An 18442-nucleotide genomic window follows, 5' to 3' on the forward strand; every position below is an offset into this window, starting at 1 on the left:
ACCCTACTGGGCGGCGATTCGGCTGACAAGCGCGATTTACCGACAGTCGCCAGCGCTTGGCCCGCAAGGCCTTGGGCACTAGACTGGCGGCCTTTTCACCACCTGATGTTGATGCTTGAACCATGGCCGCCATAGTCGAACCGTTCTGGAAACGCAAAACCCTCGAGCAACTGGATCACGAGGAATGGGAATCGCTGTGCGACGGCTGCGGTCTGTGCTGCCTGCAGAAACTCGAAGATGAAGAAGACAACAGCGTCTATTACACGCGCATCGCCTGCAAACTGCTGGACCTGAAAACCTGCCAGTGCAGCGACTACCCGAATCGCATCAAGTTTGTCCCGGACTGTATCCAGCTCACTCCTGGCCAGGCCGAAGAATTCAAATGGCTACCGCCGACTTGCGGTTATCGTCTGGTCAGTGAAGGCAAGGATCTGCCGCTGTGGCACCACCTGGTGTGCGGCGATCGTGACGCCGTGCACCACGAACGGATTTCCCAGTCCGGGCGCATGCTCGCCGAAGGCAGCGTGCCGGAGGACGACTGGGAAGATCACCTGATTTTCCGCGCTGGTTAAGCACCAAGGGTTTCCAGGATTCAACAAGGAGTGTGTATGGCTGGGGGATTGCTGCGGGCATCGCTGATCGGCCTGCTGGCGCTAAGCGCACCAGTGTGGGCGGCGAAAAAAGTCGACCTCGATTACCACGTACGCTTGTTGCCGCAAAGCGATCAGGCCGAAGTGCGCCTGACCCTGGCCAAAGGCGAAGCGGTGCGCAGTCTCGACTTTGACCTCGGTGACGGCAGCCATTACAGCGACTTCAAGGCCGACGGCCAGTGGCAACTGACCCCGGGCAAACAGACCCGGGGCCTCTGGCGCCCGATCGGCGACAAGCCCAGCCTGACTTATCGCGTCAGTATCAGCCACGGCCGCAAGAGCGGCAGCTTCGACACGCGCATGACCCCGAGCTGGGCGCTGCTGCGTGGTGATGATCTGGTGCCGCCGGCCAGGCTCGATCAGCAGGATGGCATCGAGCTGGTGTCGCGTCTGCAATTCGAACTGCCCAATGGCTGGCAAAGCGTTGAAACCGCCTGGCCGCGCATCGGCAAGAACAAATTCCGCATCGACAACCCGTCACGCCTGTTCGACCGCCCGACCGGCTGGATGCTCGCCGGTCACCTCGGCAGCCGCCGCACGCGCCTGGGCGAAACCGAAGTCACCGTGGCCTCACCGCAAGGGCAGGGCATGCGGCGCATGGATGTGCTGACTTTGCTGACGTTCGTCTGGCCGCAGGTGCAAGCGGTCTATCCCCGGCATCCGAAGAAACTGCTGATTGTCGGCGCCAACGACCCGATGTGGCGCGGCAGCCTCGGTGCGCATGAGTCCATTTACCTGAACACGCGTTTGCCGCTGGTCAGCGAGAGCGGCAGCAGTGCGCTGGTGCGCGAGCTGGCGCAGGTGTTCGGGCGCATCAATGACGAACAGCGCAGCGACTGGATCAGCGAAGGCTTTGCCGAGTACTACGCGATCGAACTGGTGCGGCGTGCCGGGGGCATGAGCGATGAGCGCTATCAGGCGTTGCAGGCGAAGTTGACCAAGGACAGTCAGAAAGTCACGACCCTGCGCGGCGAACAGATCAGTGCGGCGCAGCTTGCAAAAGCGGTGATTGTCTTGCAGGAACTGGATCGCGAGATTCGCTTGAAGACGCGCAACAAACGTTCGCTGGATGATGTGTTGCGCGGGGCGATGCATCTGGGGACGGTGAGTACCAAGGAGTTTGTGCAACTGGCCGAGAGTGTTCTGGGCGAGTCTTCCAAAGTCCTCGATAGCGCATTGCTTCAGTAATACCGCTTTCGCGAGCAAGCCCGCTCCCACATTTGATCGCATTCCAACTGACGGAACCCGGTTCAATGTGGGAGCGGGCTTGCTCGCGAAGAGGCCAGAAGCCTCACCGAAAATTCAGGCTCAAACCCCGGCCTTCGGCGATTTCACCGAATCATTGCCAGTCACCGTGGCCGTGCTGGTCGCCGCCTCGGCATTGGCCTTGAGCTTGCTCAATTCTTCCCCGGCCCGTTCGATCTTCGCCCGGACGTTGTTCATGTCCTCACGGCTTTTCTCCAGCAGGCTTTTCACCGAGCTGTGCCCGGTGATGCCACGGGCCATCGCCACGCCGCCAATCGCCACCTGAATCAGACCGAACACGCCGCCACGGCGCAGGCCCTTGCCGACCATGATCACGCCACCGGCCAGCGAGCCGATGCGCTCCCAGCCTTGTACGTTCTGCTCGGTCGGGCTCTGGAACGGGGTGGAATCGATACGTTGGACGCGTTTGAGTTCGGTCATGATCTGTCTCCCAGGCAATGTGCAATAGATAGATAAGCTGACTGCCGCAGCGGCCGGCTCGTTCCATCGGATGTGCGACGTTTCAGCGGAATTTCGGCCCGGAGCGGGTATTCAGGCCCTTGGCCATGCGGTCGTAGAGCACGACGTTGACCGTGGCTGCCAGATTCATGCAGCCGGTGGTCGGGATGTACACGACGTCTTCGCACCAGTCGCGGATCTCTTTATCCAGCGAGCCGTCTTCCGGGCCGAAGATGTACAGCGCACGATCCGGGTGGGTGTATTCGGGCAACGGGCGGGCGCCCTCGACCAGTTCCACGGCGACCGGGACGCAGTTGAGCGGGAGGATCTTTTTCAGGTCGTCGATGCCGATCAGCGGGATGTCGTAGTGCACGCGCTTGGTGTCGGTGACGAAATCGGCGGCGCGTTCATAACGCTTGCCGGTGTAGAACACCGACGCCACGCCGTAACAGCCTGCGGCGCGCATCACCGAACCGACGTTCTCCGGTGATTTGGGGTTGTACAAACCAATGCAGCTGTAACGTTTGTCTGCCACGAGCGGGGTGCCTTCGGGAAAAAGAGGGAGATTATACGGGGATTGGGCGGTTGTGGTCAGACCTGGGATTATCGGTGCCCGAACGGCCGCCTTCGCGAGCAAGCTCGCTCCCACAGTGGTTTTGTGTATGACACCGATCCAGTGTGGGAGCGAGCTTGCTCGCGAAGGGGCCAGTCGGGCCAATGAAGAACTTTAATCTTCTTTTTTCATCAACCCGGCGAGGGCAGCAAACGGGTTATGCGTGGCCTTGGCGATTTTTGGTGTGCTCAGCGAGCCGTCGCCGAAATATTGCTGGTCGGTGTAGCGCGAGTGTTCGTTGTCGTGGCAGTACAGGCACAACAGCTCCCAGTTCGAGCCGTCCTGCGGGTTGTTGTCGTGGTTGTGGTCGCGGTGGTGCACGGTCAATTCGCTCAGACGCTTGCCGGAAAACTCACGGGCGCAGCGGCCGCAGACGTGCGGGTACATCTTCAGGGCCTTGTCGCGGTAGCCCATTTCCTTGTCGCGCTGGTTGTCGGCAAGGATGCGATCGAGCTTCGACGTGTTGGTCGGGGTGGACGAACTCATGGGTTCACCTTTGTAAAAAGACTAATGACGGTTATGTGCAGAGTTTAGCTCAGCCCTTGAGCTTCTCGGCAATCCAGATCGTGTGGCGGGTGCCCTTGTTGCCGTGGGCGAAGACCTGGACTTCTTCGGCCTTGAACCCGGCCTTCTTCAATTTGTCGGAAAACTGCCGGTCAGCGCTGGCCGACCACACCGCCAGCACACCTTTGGGCCGCAGGGCCTTGGCGCAGGCGTTGAGGCCAGCGGCGGAGTACAGCCAGCTGTTGGCCTTTTGGGTCAGGCCTTCGGGGCCGTTGTCGACGTCGAGCATGATCGCGTCGAAGCCGTTCGGCTCGCTTTGCAGGACCTTGGCCACGTCGTCCTGACGGATCACTGTGCGCGGGTCGAGCAATGGTCGTCCGGACTTTTCACCGAGCGGCCCGCGATTCCACTCGACCACGCCGGGCACCAGTTCGGCGACCACCACCTCGGCACCCTTGCCCAGATGTTTGAGCGCCGAGGCAAGGGTGAAACCCATGCCCAAACCGCCGATCAGCACCCGTGAATTCGGCCGGCCGGCGACCTTGCGGCAAGGGATTTCGGCCAGCGCATCTTCCGAACCGTGCATGCGCGTGTTCATCAATTGCCCGCCGTCGCCACCCTGGATCTTGATGACGAAATCCTCGCCATACTCGAACAGGCACAGGGCGCCACCGTTGTCAGGGATCGGCGTGGTGTCGAGCAGAACGAAACGTTTCATGGAAATCTCTACAAGGGGGAAGGCAAGCAGGCCCGTTGGGAGTAGCCTGAGCGCAGACTAAAGGCCAAACGGAGCCCTTGATGAAGCGCACCATTCTAACGGTCATTGCCCTGGCCGCGCTCTCGATTACTGCAGTGCAGGCGCAGCAGACCATTCCGGTCAGCCCGACGCCGCAACCCGGCTCGCCGGGAACCGCCACGCCGACCCCGTATCCGCAAATTACCCCGATCAGCGCACCGAAGGTCGGTGCCGGCAGTGGTAGCCCGCCGCTGGTGCCGATCGAAATGCCCAGCCCGCCGAGCAAGGATCAACCGGTGCCGGGCATCGAGCCGAGCGGCACCAAGGTCAAATCCCCCGGCGGTTAAACCTGTTGCGCCGCCAGTTGGCCGTCGGCCATGCGCAAACGTTTGGAGAGTGACACGGCAAGGGCGCGGATGATTTTCGCGGCGATCTTCGGCGCGTCGTTGAGCATTTTTTCCAGCGAGTCCTTGCCCAGGTTGAGCAACTGACAGTTGCTCGCCGCGACGCAGGTCGCCGAACGGCGCTCACCATCCAGCACGGCCATTTCACCAAACGCCCGCCCGCTGCGCAGGGTGGCCATGGTGATGACCTGGCCGTCGGGGCCAGTCTTTTGCACCGCGACCTGGCCGGTGTGGAGGATGCACATGAAACTGCCGGCATCGCCCTCACGGAAAATCGCTTCGCCCTCCGCCACGGTGCTGATGCTGAAGTAGCCCGAGGCCGCGGCGAAGTCCGCCAGTTGCAATTGATCGAACAGGCCACAATCCATCAGCCAGTCGCGAATTTCGTTGTTCAGCAGGGTGGGTTCTGACATGTCATTGCGGTCTTTATTGTTTTCACGGTTTTCAGGCACTACACGAACCCCTGTGGGAGCGGGCTTGCTCGCGAATGCGGTGGTTCAGTCAATATCAGTGTCGACTGACCCACCGCATTCGCGAGCAAGCCCGCTCCCACAATGGGGTTTGTGGTGTATCGACCACCGGGGTCTGGAGTTAAGACCCAAGTGACCGACGGAGTTCCTCAGGCCAGGCCCAAAACCTTGAACACAAATGCATATTCGAGCGCTACGTCACGTAATCCCTGATAACGCCCGCTCATCCCGCCATGCCCGGCGCCGAGTTCGGTCTTGAGCAGCAGCAGGTTGTCGTCGGTCTTGGTCGCGCGCAGTTTCGCCACCCATTTGGCCGATTCCCAGTACTGCACGCGGCTGTCGTTGTAGCCGGCGATGACCAGGGTTGCCGGATAATTCTGCGCGGTGACGTTTTCGTACGGTGCGTAGGCCTTGATCCGCTCGTAGACCTCCGGCTCTTCGGGGTTGCCCCACTCGTCGTACTCAGTGACGGTCAGCGGCAAGTCCGGGTCGAGCATGGTGTTGAGCACGTCGACGAACGGCACTTCGGCAATCGCCACGCCGAACAGATCCGGACGTTGATTGAGCACCGCGCCAATCAACAAGCCGCCAGCACTGCCGCCGCTGATCGCCAGTTTCTCGGCGGTGGTGATGCCGTTGAGGATCAGGAATTCGGCGCAGGCAATAAAGTCGCTGAAGGTATTGTGTTTGTGTTCCTGTTTGCCGGCGCGGTACCACGCTTCGCCCAACTCGCCGCCGCCACGTACGTGGGCGATGGCGAAAGCCATGCCGCGATCCAGCAGGCTCAGGCGTGCGTGGGAGAACCACGGATCGAGGCTGGAACCGTAGGCGCCATAACCGTACAGATACAGCGGCACCGGTTTGCCGACCATTTCGCGTTTCATTACCAGACTGATCGGCACCTGCGTACCGTCCGGCGCCGTGGCCCACAGGCGTTGGCTGACGTAGGCGTCGGCGTCGAACGGGCCGAGCACCGGGGTTTCTTTCAGCACGGTTTGCTCGCCGCTGGCCAGCAGCAATTGGCGCACCTGTGCCGGACGATTCAGCGCCTCGTAACGCAGACGGATGCAGTCGCTCTCGAACTCCAGGCTGTTCTGCACATAGAGGCTGTAAGCCGCGTCCGGCAATTGCACGCGATACGGCGTCAGGCCTTGCGGATGAACTTCGATGATCGGCAGACCGCCTTCGCGCAGGCTCAGGGTCATGGCCGCGGTGTTCAGCGTCACGCCGTCGAGCATCACCGTGTCGCTGTGCGGGATCAGGTTCTGCCAGTCGGCTTCGCTCGGTACCACACCGGTGTCCGGCGCCTGATACAGGGCGAAATTGATGCCGTCACGGTTGGTGCGGATGAACCAGGTCCACACGCCATCCAGCGCGCCGTGATCGACATCGTATTCGTGATCCTCGACCCGTGGCGCCAGGCAAGTGAAGGGCAGGTGCGGCTGATGCGCGTCCAGCGCCCAGACTTCGCTGGTGGTCTTGCTGCCCAGGGTCAGCAGCAATTGCTGCTCGGAACTGGAGCGGTAGCAATGCAGGAAGAAACGCCCGTCCGGCTCGTGGAACACCTCTTCGGCGGCGGTGCCGTCGAGGCGATAGCGAAACAGTTTGTGCGGGCGATGGGTGTCGTCGAGCACACCGAAGAACAGCGTCAGGCTGTCGTTGGCCCAGGTCATGCTGCCGTCGCAGTCCTGAAATTCCAGTTCACTGACCTTGTCATTGGCCAGCTCCTTGACGAACAGTGTGTAGATCTCGTCGCCCGAGGCGTCGACGCTGTAGGCCAGACGCTGGTGATCCGGGCTGATGCTGAACGCGCCGAGCGAGAAGAAGCCGCCGTTGGCCAAAACGTTCGGGTCGAGCAGCAGTTGCTCGCGGCTTTCGTCGAGGGTCAGGCTGTCATCGGCCGGACGCGGGCAACGGTAATGGCGGGCGTACTCGTCACCCGCCGTGGTGCGCGTGTAATACAGATACGGGCCCCAAGGCGAGGGCAGGGACAGGTCGGTTTCGAGGATCCGGCCCTTGATCTCCTCGAACAGGCTCTCGCGCAGGCCGACCTGATCGGCGGTCTGTGCTTCCTGATAGGCATTTTCGGCCTTGAGGTAGTCGAGCACCGCGTCGGTGTCGCGTTCCTGCAGCCAGGCATACGGGTCGGCACCGGCAGCCTTGCGGGCGATCGGGGCGCGGAGGACGTGGGCGGATTCGGGCATGGAAGGCTCTCGGACAATGTTCGGAATAAAGGTTTTCGCGGATCGTGAAACCGCCGCAGCACCTGTGGGAGCGGGCTTGCTCGCGAAGGCGTCCTGTCAGTAAAGACTTATTTGGCTGACACACTGCTTTCGCGAGCAAGCCCGCTCCCACAATGATTGCGGCAGGCCGTCTGGCATTGGGACAAGCCTGACAGGCGAAAAGTCGTTACTATAAGCGCCTCTTTGCCTGCCTTGCCATGGACACCATGACCGAGAACGACTATCTGATCGCCTGGGGCCTCTACGCCTTTGCTGCTGTGGGCTGCCTGTTGGTATGGATGCGCCTGACCCGCTGGATGTGGCGCTGGCTGCGCGAGCCGCTGCGGGTGCTGATGGCAGTGTTGCTGTTCAGCCCGACCATCATTGACCCGGTGAAAGCCAAGGTTGCACCGTCGATCGCCATCACCGCGCTGGACCTGGCCTTCAAGGTCGGCAACAACGCCTGGCGGGCGATTTCCGATCTGTTCATGTACGGCATGATTGCGTTCGGCATCTACCTGATTTTCGTGCTGATCCGCTTCCCGATCGAACGCGCCTCGCGCGCCCGCCGCGAGCAGGCCGAGGCGGCCAAAGCGGCGGCGCGTGCCGATGATCGCGACGACGATCAGCCGTTCGGCGCTGCCGGTGATGACCGTTACGGTCGCCCGCCATTGCCGAACAATCCGCAGCGCATGCGCGTCGAGCCGCGCCTGTAATCACGAGAGTCAGCACATGTGTGAACTACTGGGCATGAGTGCCAACGTGCCGACCGATATCGTGTTCAGCTTCACCGGCCTGATGCAGCGCGGCGGGCGTACCGGCCCGCACCGCGACGGCTGGGGTATCGCCTTCTATGAAGGCCGCGGCTTGCGTCTGTTTCAGGATCCGGCCGCGAGCAGTGAGTCGGAAGTCGCCAACCTGGTGCAGCGCTATCCGATCAAGAGCGAAGTGGTCATCGGCCACATTCGTCAGGCCAACGTCGGCAAGGTCTGCCTGTCCAACACTCACCCGTTTGTGCGCGAACTGTGGGGGCGCAACTGGTGTTTTGCGCACAACGGCCAGCTCGCCGATTTCACCCCGATCAAGAGTTTCTACCGCCCGGTGGGCGATACCGACAGCGAAGCGGCGTTCTGCGATTTGCTCAACCGCGTGCGTGCAGCATTCCCGGAACCGGTCGATATAGAAGTGCTGCTGCCGGATCTGGTCGCTGCATGTGCCGAATACCGCAGCAAAGGCGTGTTCAACTGCCTGCTCAGCGACGGCGACTGGCTGTTCTGCTATTGCTCGACCAAACTGGCACAGATCACCCGGCGCGCACCGTTCGGCCCGGCGCGGCTCAAGGATGTCGATGTGATCGTCGATTTCCAGGCGGAAACCACGCCCAACGACGTGGTCACGGTGATCGCCACCGAGCCTTTGACCGAAAACGAAACCTGGACCCGTTACGAACCGGGCCAATGGAGCCTGTGGCGACGCGGCGAATGCGTCAGCCAGGGCACGACCGAATAAAGGATCTCTCCCCGATGTTGCTCAGTTATCTACGGCTGGTGTTGTTTGCGGCGGGCCTGTTGATCGGTGTCCAGGTGCCGGGTTTCATCAACGATTACGCCAAACGCGTCGAAGCTCATCTGATCGAAGCGCAGACCGGTCTGCGCGGTTTTCAGGGCACCGCCGAGCAGTTCTTCAAGGGCGACTTGCAGGCGCTGGTCGCGCATTACCGCGCCAGTGATGACCCGGTATTTCGCAGCGATGCCGACAGCCTGAGCACCTTGCTCAACCGCCAGACAGCGCTGGATAAACAGTTCCAGGCGATGCAGGGCCCGTGGTACATCCGCTTCCTGCAAGTGGTGCTGGCCGCCGACCCGGACATTCGCAAGGAAACCTGGAACGGCTACAGCTACCAGATCCTGCTGACTCCGGAAGCGATGATCTGGGGCATGAGCGGCGCGTTGCTGCTGTCGTTCGGCATCGAGTGCCTGATTCGTCTGATTGACTGGGTGGTGCTCGGCGGCCGGCGTTTGCGCCAGAGCCGGCCGATTGAAGACCGCGACGTGCGCGGCTTGTAAGGCTGGCCAAATTCCGTGGCGAGGGGATTTATCCTCGATGGGGCGCGAAGCGGCCCTCAATGGTGTGTCAGATCAACCTGATTGCTCAGGTTTCAGGACTGCTGCGCAGCCCATCGGGGATAAATCCCCTCACCACAGGTGTGATTACTGAGTGAGGGTGATGTAGTTTTCACCGACCTTGCGCGCATACCCCGCCAGCACCTGCTGACACAACGTCACCATCTCCTCGACCCACTCCACGCCAACTCGCCACGACACCACCACCTGCAGATTCGGCGGTCGCAGGTCGATGTCGAGCAAAGTCAGTTCACCCCGCGCCAGTTCCTCGGCCACCAGCACCGGCGGCAGCACGCCAATCCCAAAACCATCGCGCAACAGCCGGGTGATCGCCGACACCGAATTCACGCAGTTCAGGCGCGGCGCCAACACACCGTTGGCCTGCATCAATGCCAGCAGATCCTGATGCGGTCGGGAGTTCTTCGAGTAGGTGATGATCCGCTCCTGCGCGAGTTCGCCGAGGTCAGCGTACTCGCGGTTGTAGATCGAATTGCTCGCAACGATCCAGCCCAGCGGATGGCTGGCCAGCTCAAGGCTGCGCACACTTTCGTGGCGCACCAGATCGGTTTGCAGAATGATGTCGAGAAAGCCTTTTTGCAGCTGATCGCAGAGGTTCAGCGAGGTATCCGCCACCAGCTCGATTTCCACCCGCGGATACAGATCGGTCATCTGCGCCACCAACGGGCTGAGCCAGGTGTGGATCACCGTGTCCATTACGCCGATGCGCACCCGCCCGACCTTGCTCGAACGGGTTTCGATCGATTGCTTGAGCGCCGACATGGTGTCGAGCATCTGCTCGGCATAATCCAGCACTTTCAGGCCTTCGGGCGTCAGGCTGACGCCGCGTGAATCGCGCAGAAACAGCTTCACCCCCAGCTCGCCTTCGAGCACCGCGATGCGGCTGGAAATCGACGCCTGGGTAGTGAACAGCTTGTCGGCGGTCAGGCGAAAACTCTTCAGCCGGGCGACCCAGACAAAGGTCTCGAGAAACTTCAGGTTCATGGCAACGGCTCGGGTGACAAATTTTTCTTATGCCTAAGGCGGGTTTTTATTCGTTGGACGCAGCAGGGCCGGGCGACGAAAAATCGGCGCATCCGGTTCCCACGATAGGCGTCGTCGGAACTTCGAACAAGACCAATAAAAGCCTGCGGAGACTTGCCATGCGTGCGCCCGACACCCTCGACCTCCCCAAGAACACGGCCCGCCCCGGACCGTTCGACTGGTATCGCAACATCAATCAGCAAGAGCGTCGCACCTTCTGGAGCTGCAAGATCGGCTATGGCCTGGACGGCATGGACACGCAGATGCTCAGCTTCGTGGTGCCGACCCTGATCGCCATGTGGGGCATCACCACCGGACAGGCCGGGCTGATTCACACCAGCACCCTGATCGCTTCGGCCATTGGTGGCTGGGTGGCGGGGATTCTCTCCGACCGCATCGGCCGCGTGCGCACCCTGCAACTGACGGTGCTGTGGTTCGCTTTCTTCACGTTCCTCTGCGGTTTCGCGCAGAACTACGAACAGCTGCTGATCGCCCGCACCCTGATGGGCTTCGGTTTTGGCGGCGAATGGACGGCCGGCGCGGTGCTGATCGGTGAAGTGATCCGCGCCAAGGATCGCGGCAAAGCGGTGGGCATGGTGCAGAGCGGTTGGGCCTTGGGCTGGGGATTGACGGCGATTCTCTATGCGCTGCTGTTCTCGGTGTTGCCGCCGGAAGATGCCTGGCGTGCGCTGTTCATTCTCGGCATCGTCCCGGCAATTTTCGTGATCTTCGTGCGGCGGCTCGTGAAAGACCCGGAAATCTATCGCGAAGCCAAGGCTGCACAAACTCCGCAGAATCCGGCGAAGTTCTACGAGATCTTTGCCCCCGGCATGCTGTTCACCACGTTCCGTGCGTCGCTGCTGACCACTGGTGCACTCGGCGGTTACTACGCGATCACTTCGTGGCTTCCAACCTTCCTCAAGAACGAACGCGGTTTGAGCGTGCTCGGCACTGGCGGATATCTGGCCATGGTGATTGTCGGCTCCTACGTCGGCTATGTGATCAGTGCTTATCTGACCGATCTGCTCGGGCGTAAAAAGAATTTCATCCTGTTCGCGGTCGGCTCGTTCACCATCGTTCTGCTGTACACGCAAATGCCGGTGAGCAACAGGGTGATGCTGTGGCTGGGCTTTCCGCTGGGCTTCTTCGCCTCAGGGATTTTCAGCGGCATGGGCGCGTTTCTCACCGAGCTGTTTCCAACGCGGATTCGTGGCTCGGGGCAGGGCTTCTGCTACAACATCGGTCGGGCGCTGGCGGCTTTGTTTCCGCTGTTGATCGGCTTGCTCAGCCAGAAGGTGCCGTTGAGCGTTGGGATCGGCGCGTTTGCTGCGGTGTCCTACGGCGTGGTGATTCTCGCCGCACTGAGCCTGCCGGAGACCCGTGGCAAGCAACTGGATGCGCAGTAACTGATAACCTGCCGGGCAAGCGTCCTACAGATAAAAAGACCAGAAGCTACAGGAGTGTTCACCGTGAGCCGCCTGCTATTGAATTGCGACATCGGCGAGAGTTTCGGCAGCTGGACCATGGGTCTGGACGCCGAGGTCATGCCCTTCATCGACTGCGCCAACGTGGCCTGCGGCTTCCATGCCGGTGACCCGAGCATCATGCGCAAGACCGTCAGCCTGGCCCTGAGCCACGGCGTGCAGATCGGCGCGCACCCGGCCTATCAGGATCTGGTCGGTTTCGGCCGGCGCTCCATGGCCTATTCCGCCCAGGAACTGCAAGACATCCTGCATTACCAGATCGGCGCGCTCGACGGCATTTGCCGCGCGCAGGGCGGGCGGGTCAGTTACGTCAAACCTCACGGCGCGATGTACAACGACATGATGGCCAACCCGGCGCAATTGCGGGCGGTGATTGAGGCCGTTGCCGCCTACGATCGCAGCTTGCCGTTGATGCTGATGGCCACCCGCGACAACTCGGCGGCGCAGCAACTCGGTGACGAATACGGCGTGACCCTGTGGTTCGAAGCCTTCGCCGACCGCGCCTACGACAGTGCAGGTCGACTGGTTTCGCGGCAACTGCCGGGTGCGGTGCATCACGAAGCAGAAAAAATCATCGAACAGGCCCTGACCATGGCCCGTGGCGGCGACCTCGTCGCCAGTGACGGCAGCACGCTGCACCTGCAGGCCAACACCTTGTGCGTGCATGGCGACAACGCCAGTTCGGTGGCCGCTGTGCAGCGCATTCGCGAGGCCCTGAATCAGCAGAGCGCGCCATGAGTCCACGGATTGAAGTGGTGGCCCTCGACTGCCTGATGCTGCGCCTGTTCGATGAAATTGCCGAATCCAACATGCCGTGGATGCTCGCCGCCAGTGAGCGCTTGCGCGCGGTGTTTGGCGCGCAGTTGATCGACTTGGTGCCGTCCTACACCACGTTGATGGTGCATTACGACCTGACGGTACTGAATCCGAATCAGGCCCGTGAATTGATCGCTGAAGCGTTGATCGATCTGTCGCCGAACGCTCGAACCAGCGGCCAGTGCCATGTGTTGCCGGTCTGGTACGACCTGAGTGTCGGCCCCGAACTGAACCTGCTGGCGCAGCGCAGCGGGTTGGCAGTGGAAGAGGTGATCCGCCGTCACAGCGCGCGTGAATATCAGGTGTTCGCCCTTGGCTTTGCACCGGGATTCGCCTTCATGGGGCTGGTGGAAGAAATCCTCGCGGCGCCACGCCTGGACACCCCACGCAAGAAAGTCGCGGCTGGCAGCGTCGGGATTGCCGAGCGGCAGACAGCGGCTTATCCGGTGGTGTCCCCCGGCGGTTGGAACCTGATCGGCCGCACCCCGGCGAAACTGTTCGACCGCCATCGCGACGGCTATAGCCTGATGCAACCCGGCGACACCGTGCGTTTCGAAGCGGTGAGCCACGCCGAGTTCGTCAACCTGGGCGGCGATGACACGCCACTGGAGGCGCTGGCATGAGCCGACTGACGATTGAAGCCAGTACACCGCTGTGCCTGTTGCAAGACGCCGGGCGTTTTGGCGTGCGCCATTTGGGCGTGACCCAGGGCGGTGCCGCGGATTGGAGTTCGATGAGTTGGAGCAATTGGTTGCTCGGCAATGCGCTGGATCTGCCGGTGATCGAAATCACCCTCGGCGGGTTTGCCGTGGTGGCGCAGGAAGATTGCCTGCTGGCGCTGGCCGGCGCTGATCTTGGTGCGCAGATCGATGGGCAGGCGCTGGCGCCGTGGCGCAGTTTCAAACTGGGCAAAGGGCAAACATTGAAGTTTACCCAACCGCTGCTCGGCGCCCGGGCTTATCTGGCGGCGCCCGGTGGTTTCGATGCGCCGCAGGTGCTGGGCAGCAGTGCCACGGTGGTACGCGAAGAACTCGGTGGTCTTGATGGTATGGGGTTACCGCTGACCAAGGGCGCGATGTTGAGTTATCGCGGTGCGGTTCTGCAGGTGCGTGAAGTGCCGCTGGCGCATCGACCTGATCTGCGCCTCAACGCGCCGCTGGATCTGGTGCTTGGCGCACAGATCGGCCAGTTCAGCGGACAGAGTCTGTTCGATGTGTTCAACAGTCCGTGGACGCTGGACAGTCGCGCTGATCGCATGGGCATTCGGTTGCTGGGCAAGGCGTTGCAGTATCAGGGCCGGCCGATGATTTCCGAGGGTATTCCGCTGGGTGCGGTGCAGGTGCCGCCGGATGGACAGCCGATTGTGCTGCTCAATGATCGGCAGACGATTGGTGGCTATCCGCGCTTGGGAGCGTTGACGCCGTTGGCGCTGGCGCGACTGGCGCAGTGTCTGCCGGGGGCGCAGGTGCGGTTGAGGCCGGTGGTGCAGGACGTGGCGCACCGCGAGCATGTCGAGTATTTGCGGCGCTTTCGAAATAGCTGAGAGCTTCGCGAGCAAGCCCGCTCCCACAGGGGAATGCATTCCAAATGTGGGAGCGGGCTTGCTCGCGAAGGGGCCATCACGGCTAACGAAGATTATTTCGACAGAAACCGCATCCCTTCCTCAAGACCGCGAAGGGTCAGCGGATACATCTGATCCTCGATCAAATCGCGCACGATATTGGTCGACGAGGTGTAGCCCCAGGTGTCCTTCGGATAAGGATTGATCCAGATAAGCTTCTTGTACTTCTCCATGAACCGCTGCATCCACAGGTAGCCCGGCTCTTCGTTCCAGTGCTCGACGCTGCCGCCGGCCTGGGTAATTTCGTAGGGCGCCATGGCGGCGTCACCGATGAAGATCACTTTGTAGTCGGCGCCATACTTGTGCAGCAGATCCTGCGTCGAGAAACGCTCGGACGTGCGGCGCATGTTGTTCTTCCACACCGACTCATAAATGAAGTTATGGAAGTAGAAGTACTCCAGATGCTTGAACTCGGTCTTGCAGGCCGAGAACAGTTCCTCGCAGATCTTCACATGCGCGTCCATCGAGCCGCCGATGTCGAACAGCAGCAACAGCTTCACCGTGTTGCGCCGCTCCGGGCGCATCTGGATATTCAGCAGGCCGGCGTCCTTGGCGGTGTGGTCGATGGTGCCGTCGATGTCCAGCTCTTCAGCCGCACCCTGACGGGCGAATTTGCGCAGGCGACGCAGGGCGACCTTGATGTTGCGCGTGCCCAGTTCCACCGAATCGTCGAGGTTCTTGTACTCGCGCTGATCCCAGACCTTGACCGCTTTGCCCTGACGCTTGCCGGCGTCGCCGACCCGAATGCCTTCCGGGTTGAAGCCGCCGGAACCGAACGGGCTGGTGCCGCCGGTGCCGATCCATTTGTTGCCGCCGGCGTGACGTTCCTTCTGTTCTTCCAAACGCTTCTTGAACTCTTCAATCAGCTTGTCGAGACCAACCAGGGACTGGATCTGCGCGCGTTCCTCGTCGGTCAGCGAACGCTCGAATTCCTTGCGCAACCAGTCTTCGGGAATCAGCGCCTGCAAGTGATCGTCGAGCTTTTCCAGGCCATTGAAGTAGGCGCCGAACGCACGGTCGAACTTGTCGAAATGCCGTTCGTCCTTGACCAGAATCGCCCGCGACAAGTAGTAGAACTCGTCCATGTCGGCGAAGGTCACGCGCTGTTTCAGCGCGTTGATCAGGTCGAGCAGCTCGCGCACCGACACCGGCACCTTGGCTGCACGCATTTCATTGAACAGGTTGAGCAACATGGCATCAGCCTCTTAGCGAGAACCGCGACGGCTCATGAACGCCAGGCGCTCAAGCAACTGCACGTCCTGTTCGTTCTTCACCAGCGCACCGGCCAATGGCGGAATGGCCTTGGTCGGATCGCGCTCGCGCAGCACCGCTTCGCCGATGTTGTCGGCCATCAACAGCTTCAGCCAGTCGACCAGTTCCGAGGTCGACGGCTTCTTCTTCAGGCCCGGCACCTTGCGCACGTCGAAGAACACGTCCAGCGCTTCGCTGACCAGATCCTTCTTGATGTCCGGGTAGTGCACGTCGACGATTTTCTGCAGAGTGTTACGGTCGGGGAAGGCGATGTAGTGGAAGAAGCAGCGGCGCAGGAAGGCGTCCGGCAGCTCTTTCTCGTTGTTCGAGGTAATGATGATGATCGGGCGCTTCTTGGCCTTGATGGTCTCGTCGATCTCGTAAACGTAGAACTCCATCTTGTCGAGTTCTTGCAGCAAGTCGTTGGGGAACTCGATGTCGGCCTTGTCGATTTCGTCGATCAGCAGAATCACCCGTTCTTCGGACTCGAAAGCCTCCCAGAGCTTGCCCTTCTTCAGGTAGTTGCGCACGTCGTGGACTTTTTCGTTGCCCAGTTGCGAGTCGCGCAGACGGCTAACCGCATCGTACTCGTACAGGCCCTGATGGGCCTTGGTGGTGGACTTGATGTGCCAGGTGATCAGCTTGGCGCCGAACGATTCGGCCAACTGCTCAGCGAGCATGGTCTTGCCGGTGCCGGGTTCGCCCTTGACCAGCAGTGGCCGCTCCAGGGTGATGGCGGCATTGACCGCCAGCTTCAGGTCATCGGTGGCGACGTAGGCCTGGGTGCCTTCGAACTTCATCTGCTAATCCTCGAACGGTAACGCCGACCTGCACGGGCAGGGCGGGGGCGAAAAAATCGGATGCCCCGACTATAACGCGCAGCCCGGTCGACTGTGAACGCAGACGGCTTATTCAGTCTCTGAATGGAGCGTCACATGTTGACTCGGTTTCGGCCAGAGGCCAGTATTCAGGTATCGCCGATTTGGCGATAGCCTGTCGGGCATGACGACTAAATACCGATTTCGCGACAAATACCGCATTCAGTGACGTGAGAAGGATCACCCGCCACCCCATGTCCACTTGATCGGTGGCGGAGTGGACGTGATGCTGAGCCTTGAAACCGTCGAAGTCATGACGGGCAAGGCACCGCCGCTGATTATCAAGGAAGCGCTGGCTTGGGTTGCGGCTCATCAAGTGCAACTGCTGGAGGACTGGAAACGATGTTACCCATGAAAAGGCCTCGTCTGACGGCTGTGCAGGCACTGTCAGGTTTTCGATTGAAACTGACCTTTATTGATGGTCAGGATCTGACCCTTGACCTGAGCCGAGACATCCACGCTTATCCAGGTCTGCAACCATTGCTTGATCCCGAAGTGTTTGCGGCTGCGACCCTTGACGACAATGGCTGGACGGTCGAATGGCTTGAGCCCGATATACAGATTGGCGCAGACACGCTTTATATGGATGCGCTGGCCCAAAACACTGTCGATGAAAACACTCGGATTTTCATCGATTGGCGTGCACGTACCGGACTCTCACTGAATCAGGCAGCCGAGGCGCTGGGTGTCAGTGCCCGCAGCATCAGCCGATACAGTAATGGGCGGGAGGCGGTGCCAAGGTCATTAGCCTTGGCTTGTCTTGGTTGGGACTCATTGCAGCAAAAGTCCACGCTGGCGGCTGAAGAATCTGGTCGATATGTCGTTAATCGTAAGAACTAGCCCGCATCCGGCTTAGGCCGCTCATACCGCGCATTGAATGCCTGAATGAAGCCATTGCGCAAAATCTGCAAAAACGCTTCGAATGCGCTGATATTTTGCTGATGCACGTTGCCACTGAGTTCGACCTTGGTGGCGAACTGATTCTTGGCCTGGTTCTTCAGCACGGTTTCCGTGCCGCCGACGATGGCCTCCCAGACTGAGCGGAAGATGCTCTTGTCCTTGTTCTCCACGTCCTGCTGCCAGTTGAACACTTCGACGTCGCGCAGCAGCGGTTTGATGTAGCCAGTGACCTGGGCTTTTTTCGCCTGGGCTTCGATGACCACGTCGCCGTGGCCGGCGTTGAAGTCGAACTTGCCGTAGGCCGAGGCGAAGTCGTTCATGCGCTTGAGTTCGATGTCGCGGGCGCGCAGGCGGAACTGGAAGTCCTCGAAATTGCTCAGCGGATCGAAAGTGGCCGTGGTTTCCAGTGGTGCGTGGCCGAGCAGCTTGGCCTTGCCTTCGAAGCGGGCATCGCGCTTGCCCTGTTTGTCGACCACGTTGGTCAGGTTGTAGATGCTCGCCTCGACGTTGCTGGCGTTCATGTTGACCGGCGGTTTGGAGTTGAAATTGCGGAAAGTGATCTTGCCGTCGTGGATCTGCACCTCGTCGAGAGTGATCGGCAGCAACTTGCCCAGTTGCGCCCGCCAGTCGGTGCCTTTACCAGTCTGCGAGTTCTGCTTGTTGGGGCCGCCATCGACGAAGTTGATCTCGGGATTGAAGAATTGCACCTGCGCCACCACGGCATGGTCGTACCACAGCGAATGCCAGCTGACCGCCAGATCGATCACGGGCGCGTTGACGAACGGCACCGGCACCTTGCCGTCGACCTTGACGATCTTCAGGCCGTTGATCCGGTAGGCGCCGCGCCACAGGGCCAGATCGACGTCGGTGACCTGGCCGCGGTAGTCACCCATGTCGGCCAGTTTGCCGTTCAGGTAATCGCGCACCACGTAGGGCAGGGCGATGTGCAGGGCGATCAGCAGCACAACCACGACGGCAAAAATCCCTATTGGCCAGCTATAACGACGCTTCATGGCAACAATTCC

The 18442-nt window shown here is 60.9% G+C and carries 21 protein-coding genes and 1 pseudogene; 12 read left to right on the forward strand and 10 right to left on the reverse strand.

Annotated features, from left to right (window positions below):
* Nucleotides 1–122: 122 nt before the first annotated feature.
* Nucleotides 123–572: a YcgN family cysteine cluster protein gene (locus E3Z29_RS09925; RefSeq protein ID WP_098967686.1), complete on the forward strand. Its 450-nt coding sequence runs from the start codon at nucleotides 123–125 to the stop codon at nucleotides 570–572.
* A gap of 36 nt (nucleotides 573–608) precedes the next feature.
* Nucleotides 609–1838 (forward strand): hypothetical protein, encoded by a 1230-nt coding sequence (locus tag E3Z29_RS09930; RefSeq protein WP_134785678.1) that lies wholly within the window; start codon nucleotides 609–611, stop codon nucleotides 1836–1838.
* Between the two features lie 120 nt (nucleotides 1839–1958).
* Here E3Z29_RS09930 and E3Z29_RS09935 read toward each other — a convergent pair whose 3' ends face one another.
* The 4 genes from E3Z29_RS09935 to E3Z29_RS09950 form a co-directional block, all read right to left on the reverse strand.
* On the reverse strand, nucleotides 1959–2336 hold the full coding sequence (locus tag E3Z29_RS09935; RefSeq protein ID WP_098967689.1) for a DUF2892 domain-containing protein: 378 nt from the start codon (nucleotides 2334–2336) through the stop codon (nucleotides 1959–1961).
* Nucleotides 2337–2418: 82 nt separating this feature from the next.
* Nucleotides 2419–2889 carry an RNA methyltransferase gene (locus E3Z29_RS09940; protein ID WP_007911337.1) on the reverse strand — a complete coding sequence of 157 codons (471 nt, stop codon included), beginning with the start codon at nucleotides 2887–2889 and terminating at the stop codon, nucleotides 2419–2421.
* A gap of 192 nt (nucleotides 2890–3081) precedes the next feature.
* Complete coding sequence (locus E3Z29_RS09945) at nucleotides 3082–3453, reverse strand: YajD family HNH nuclease (protein WP_003222612.1); 372 nt, start codon at nucleotides 3451–3453, stop codon at nucleotides 3082–3084.
* A 49-nt stretch (nucleotides 3454–3502) separates the two neighbouring features.
* Nucleotides 3503–4189 carry a spermidine synthase gene (locus E3Z29_RS09950; protein ID WP_003222615.1) on the reverse strand — a complete coding sequence of 229 codons (687 nt, stop codon included), beginning with the start codon at nucleotides 4187–4189 and terminating at the stop codon, nucleotides 3503–3505.
* An 80-nt stretch (nucleotides 4190–4269) separates the two neighbouring features.
* On the opposite strand from E3Z29_RS09950, the gene E3Z29_RS09955 reads away from it, so the two are divergent.
* Complete coding sequence (locus E3Z29_RS09955) at nucleotides 4270–4554, forward strand: hypothetical protein (protein ID WP_134785679.1); 285 nt, start codon at nucleotides 4270–4272, stop codon at nucleotides 4552–4554.
* On the opposite strand, the gene E3Z29_RS09960 is transcribed toward E3Z29_RS09955, so the two are convergent.
* Entirely contained in the window at nucleotides 4551–5024 is a 474-nt protein-coding gene (locus E3Z29_RS09960) for a cyclic nucleotide-binding domain-containing protein (RefSeq protein ID WP_041070525.1), read from the reverse strand. The genes E3Z29_RS09955 and E3Z29_RS09960 overlap by 4 nt on opposite strands.
* 206 nt (nucleotides 5025–5230) lie before the next feature.
* Nucleotides 5231–7285: a S9 family peptidase gene (locus E3Z29_RS09970; protein WP_134785680.1), complete on the reverse strand. Its 2055-nt coding sequence runs from the start codon at nucleotides 7283–7285 to the stop codon at nucleotides 5231–5233.
* Between the two features lie 236 nt (nucleotides 7286–7521).
* Here E3Z29_RS09970 and E3Z29_RS09975 point away from each other — a divergent pair, with 236 nt between their 5' ends.
* From E3Z29_RS09975 to E3Z29_RS09985, 3 genes are read left to right on the forward strand one after another with little or no spacing between them, the layout of a single operon-like run.
* Complete coding sequence (locus tag E3Z29_RS09975; protein ID WP_086791999.1) at nucleotides 7522–8019, forward strand: MFS transporter; 498 nt, start codon at nucleotides 7522–7524, stop codon at nucleotides 8017–8019.
* Nucleotides 8020–8035: 16 nt separating this feature from the next.
* Nucleotides 8036–8812 carry a class II glutamine amidotransferase gene (locus tag E3Z29_RS09980; RefSeq protein ID WP_025110635.1) on the forward strand — a complete coding sequence of 259 codons (777 nt, stop codon included), beginning with the start codon at nucleotides 8036–8038 and terminating at the stop codon, nucleotides 8810–8812.
* Between the two features lie 14 nt (nucleotides 8813–8826).
* Nucleotides 8827–9369 carry a DUF2937 family protein gene (locus tag E3Z29_RS09985; RefSeq protein WP_007969600.1) on the forward strand — a complete coding sequence of 181 codons (543 nt, stop codon included), beginning with the start codon at nucleotides 8827–8829 and terminating at the stop codon, nucleotides 9367–9369.
* Nucleotides 9370–9513: 144 nt separating this feature from the next.
* On the opposite strand, the gene E3Z29_RS09990 is transcribed toward E3Z29_RS09985, so the two are convergent.
* Complete coding sequence (locus E3Z29_RS09990) at nucleotides 9514–10428, reverse strand: LysR family transcriptional regulator (protein ID WP_098967696.1); 915 nt, start codon at nucleotides 10426–10428, stop codon at nucleotides 9514–9516.
* Between the two features lie 158 nt (nucleotides 10429–10586).
* Here E3Z29_RS09990 and E3Z29_RS09995 point away from each other — a divergent pair, with 158 nt between their 5' ends.
* The 4 genes from E3Z29_RS09995 to E3Z29_RS10010 all read left to right on the forward strand — a co-directional run bounded on the left by E3Z29_RS09995 (nucleotide 10587) and on the right by E3Z29_RS10010 (nucleotide 14310).
* Nucleotides 10587–11873, forward strand: coding sequence for an MFS transporter (locus E3Z29_RS09995; RefSeq protein WP_134785681.1), 1287 nt, complete (start codon nucleotides 10587–10589; stop codon nucleotides 11871–11873).
* A 63-nt stretch (nucleotides 11874–11936) separates the two neighbouring features.
* Nucleotides 11937–12689, forward strand: coding sequence for a 5-oxoprolinase subunit PxpA (locus tag E3Z29_RS10000; protein ID WP_134785682.1), 753 nt, complete (start codon nucleotides 11937–11939; stop codon nucleotides 12687–12689).
* Complete coding sequence (gene pxpB / locus E3Z29_RS10005; RefSeq protein ID WP_134785683.1) at nucleotides 12686–13390, forward strand: 5-oxoprolinase subunit PxpB; 705 nt, start codon at nucleotides 12686–12688, stop codon at nucleotides 13388–13390. The genes E3Z29_RS10000 and pxpB overlap by 4 nt, the downstream gene beginning before the upstream one ends.
* Complete coding sequence (locus E3Z29_RS10010) at nucleotides 13387–14310, forward strand: biotin-dependent carboxyltransferase family protein (protein WP_134785684.1); 924 nt, start codon at nucleotides 13387–13389, stop codon at nucleotides 14308–14310. Before pxpB ends, E3Z29_RS10010 begins: the two co-directional genes overlap by 4 nt.
* Nucleotides 14311–14402: 92 nt before the next feature.
* On the opposite strand, the gene E3Z29_RS10015 is transcribed toward E3Z29_RS10010, so the two are convergent.
* Both E3Z29_RS10015 and E3Z29_RS10020 read right to left on the reverse strand, forming a co-directional pair.
* Nucleotides 14403–15581 carry a VWA domain-containing protein gene (locus E3Z29_RS10015; protein WP_134785685.1) on the reverse strand — a complete coding sequence of 393 codons (1179 nt, stop codon included), beginning with the start codon at nucleotides 15579–15581 and terminating at the stop codon, nucleotides 14403–14405.
* A gap of 12 nt (nucleotides 15582–15593) precedes the next feature.
* A complete protein-coding gene (locus E3Z29_RS10020) occupies nucleotides 15594–16439 on the reverse strand; it encodes a MoxR family ATPase (RefSeq protein WP_098967703.1) in 846 nt (281 codons plus the stop codon).
* 202 nt (nucleotides 16440–16641) lie between these two features.
* Between E3Z29_RS10020 and E3Z29_RS10025 the strand changes: the two are divergent.
* Together E3Z29_RS10025 and E3Z29_RS10030 are read left to right on the forward strand one after the other, a co-directional pair.
* Nucleotides 16642–16872 (forward strand): annotated as a pseudogene (locus E3Z29_RS10025) (DUF4160 domain-containing protein).
* Nucleotides 16860–17357: a helix-turn-helix domain-containing protein gene (locus E3Z29_RS10030; protein WP_041070304.1), complete on the forward strand. Its 498-nt coding sequence runs from the start codon at nucleotides 16860–16862 to the stop codon at nucleotides 17355–17357. Before E3Z29_RS10025 ends, E3Z29_RS10030 begins: the two are co-directional and overlap by 13 nt.
* Here E3Z29_RS10030 and E3Z29_RS10035 read toward each other — a convergent pair.
* Nucleotides 17354–18430, reverse strand: coding sequence for a DUF748 domain-containing protein (locus E3Z29_RS10035; protein WP_098967705.1), 1077 nt, complete (start codon nucleotides 18428–18430; stop codon nucleotides 17354–17356). The genes E3Z29_RS10030 and E3Z29_RS10035 overlap by 4 nt on opposite strands.
* Nucleotides 18431–18442 lie beyond the last annotated feature (12 nt).

Source organism: Pseudomonas sp. S150 (assembly GCF_004526365.1).
GTDB classification, from domain to species: domain Bacteria; phylum Pseudomonadota; class Gammaproteobacteria; order Pseudomonadales; family Pseudomonadaceae; genus Aquipseudomonas; species Aquipseudomonas putida_A.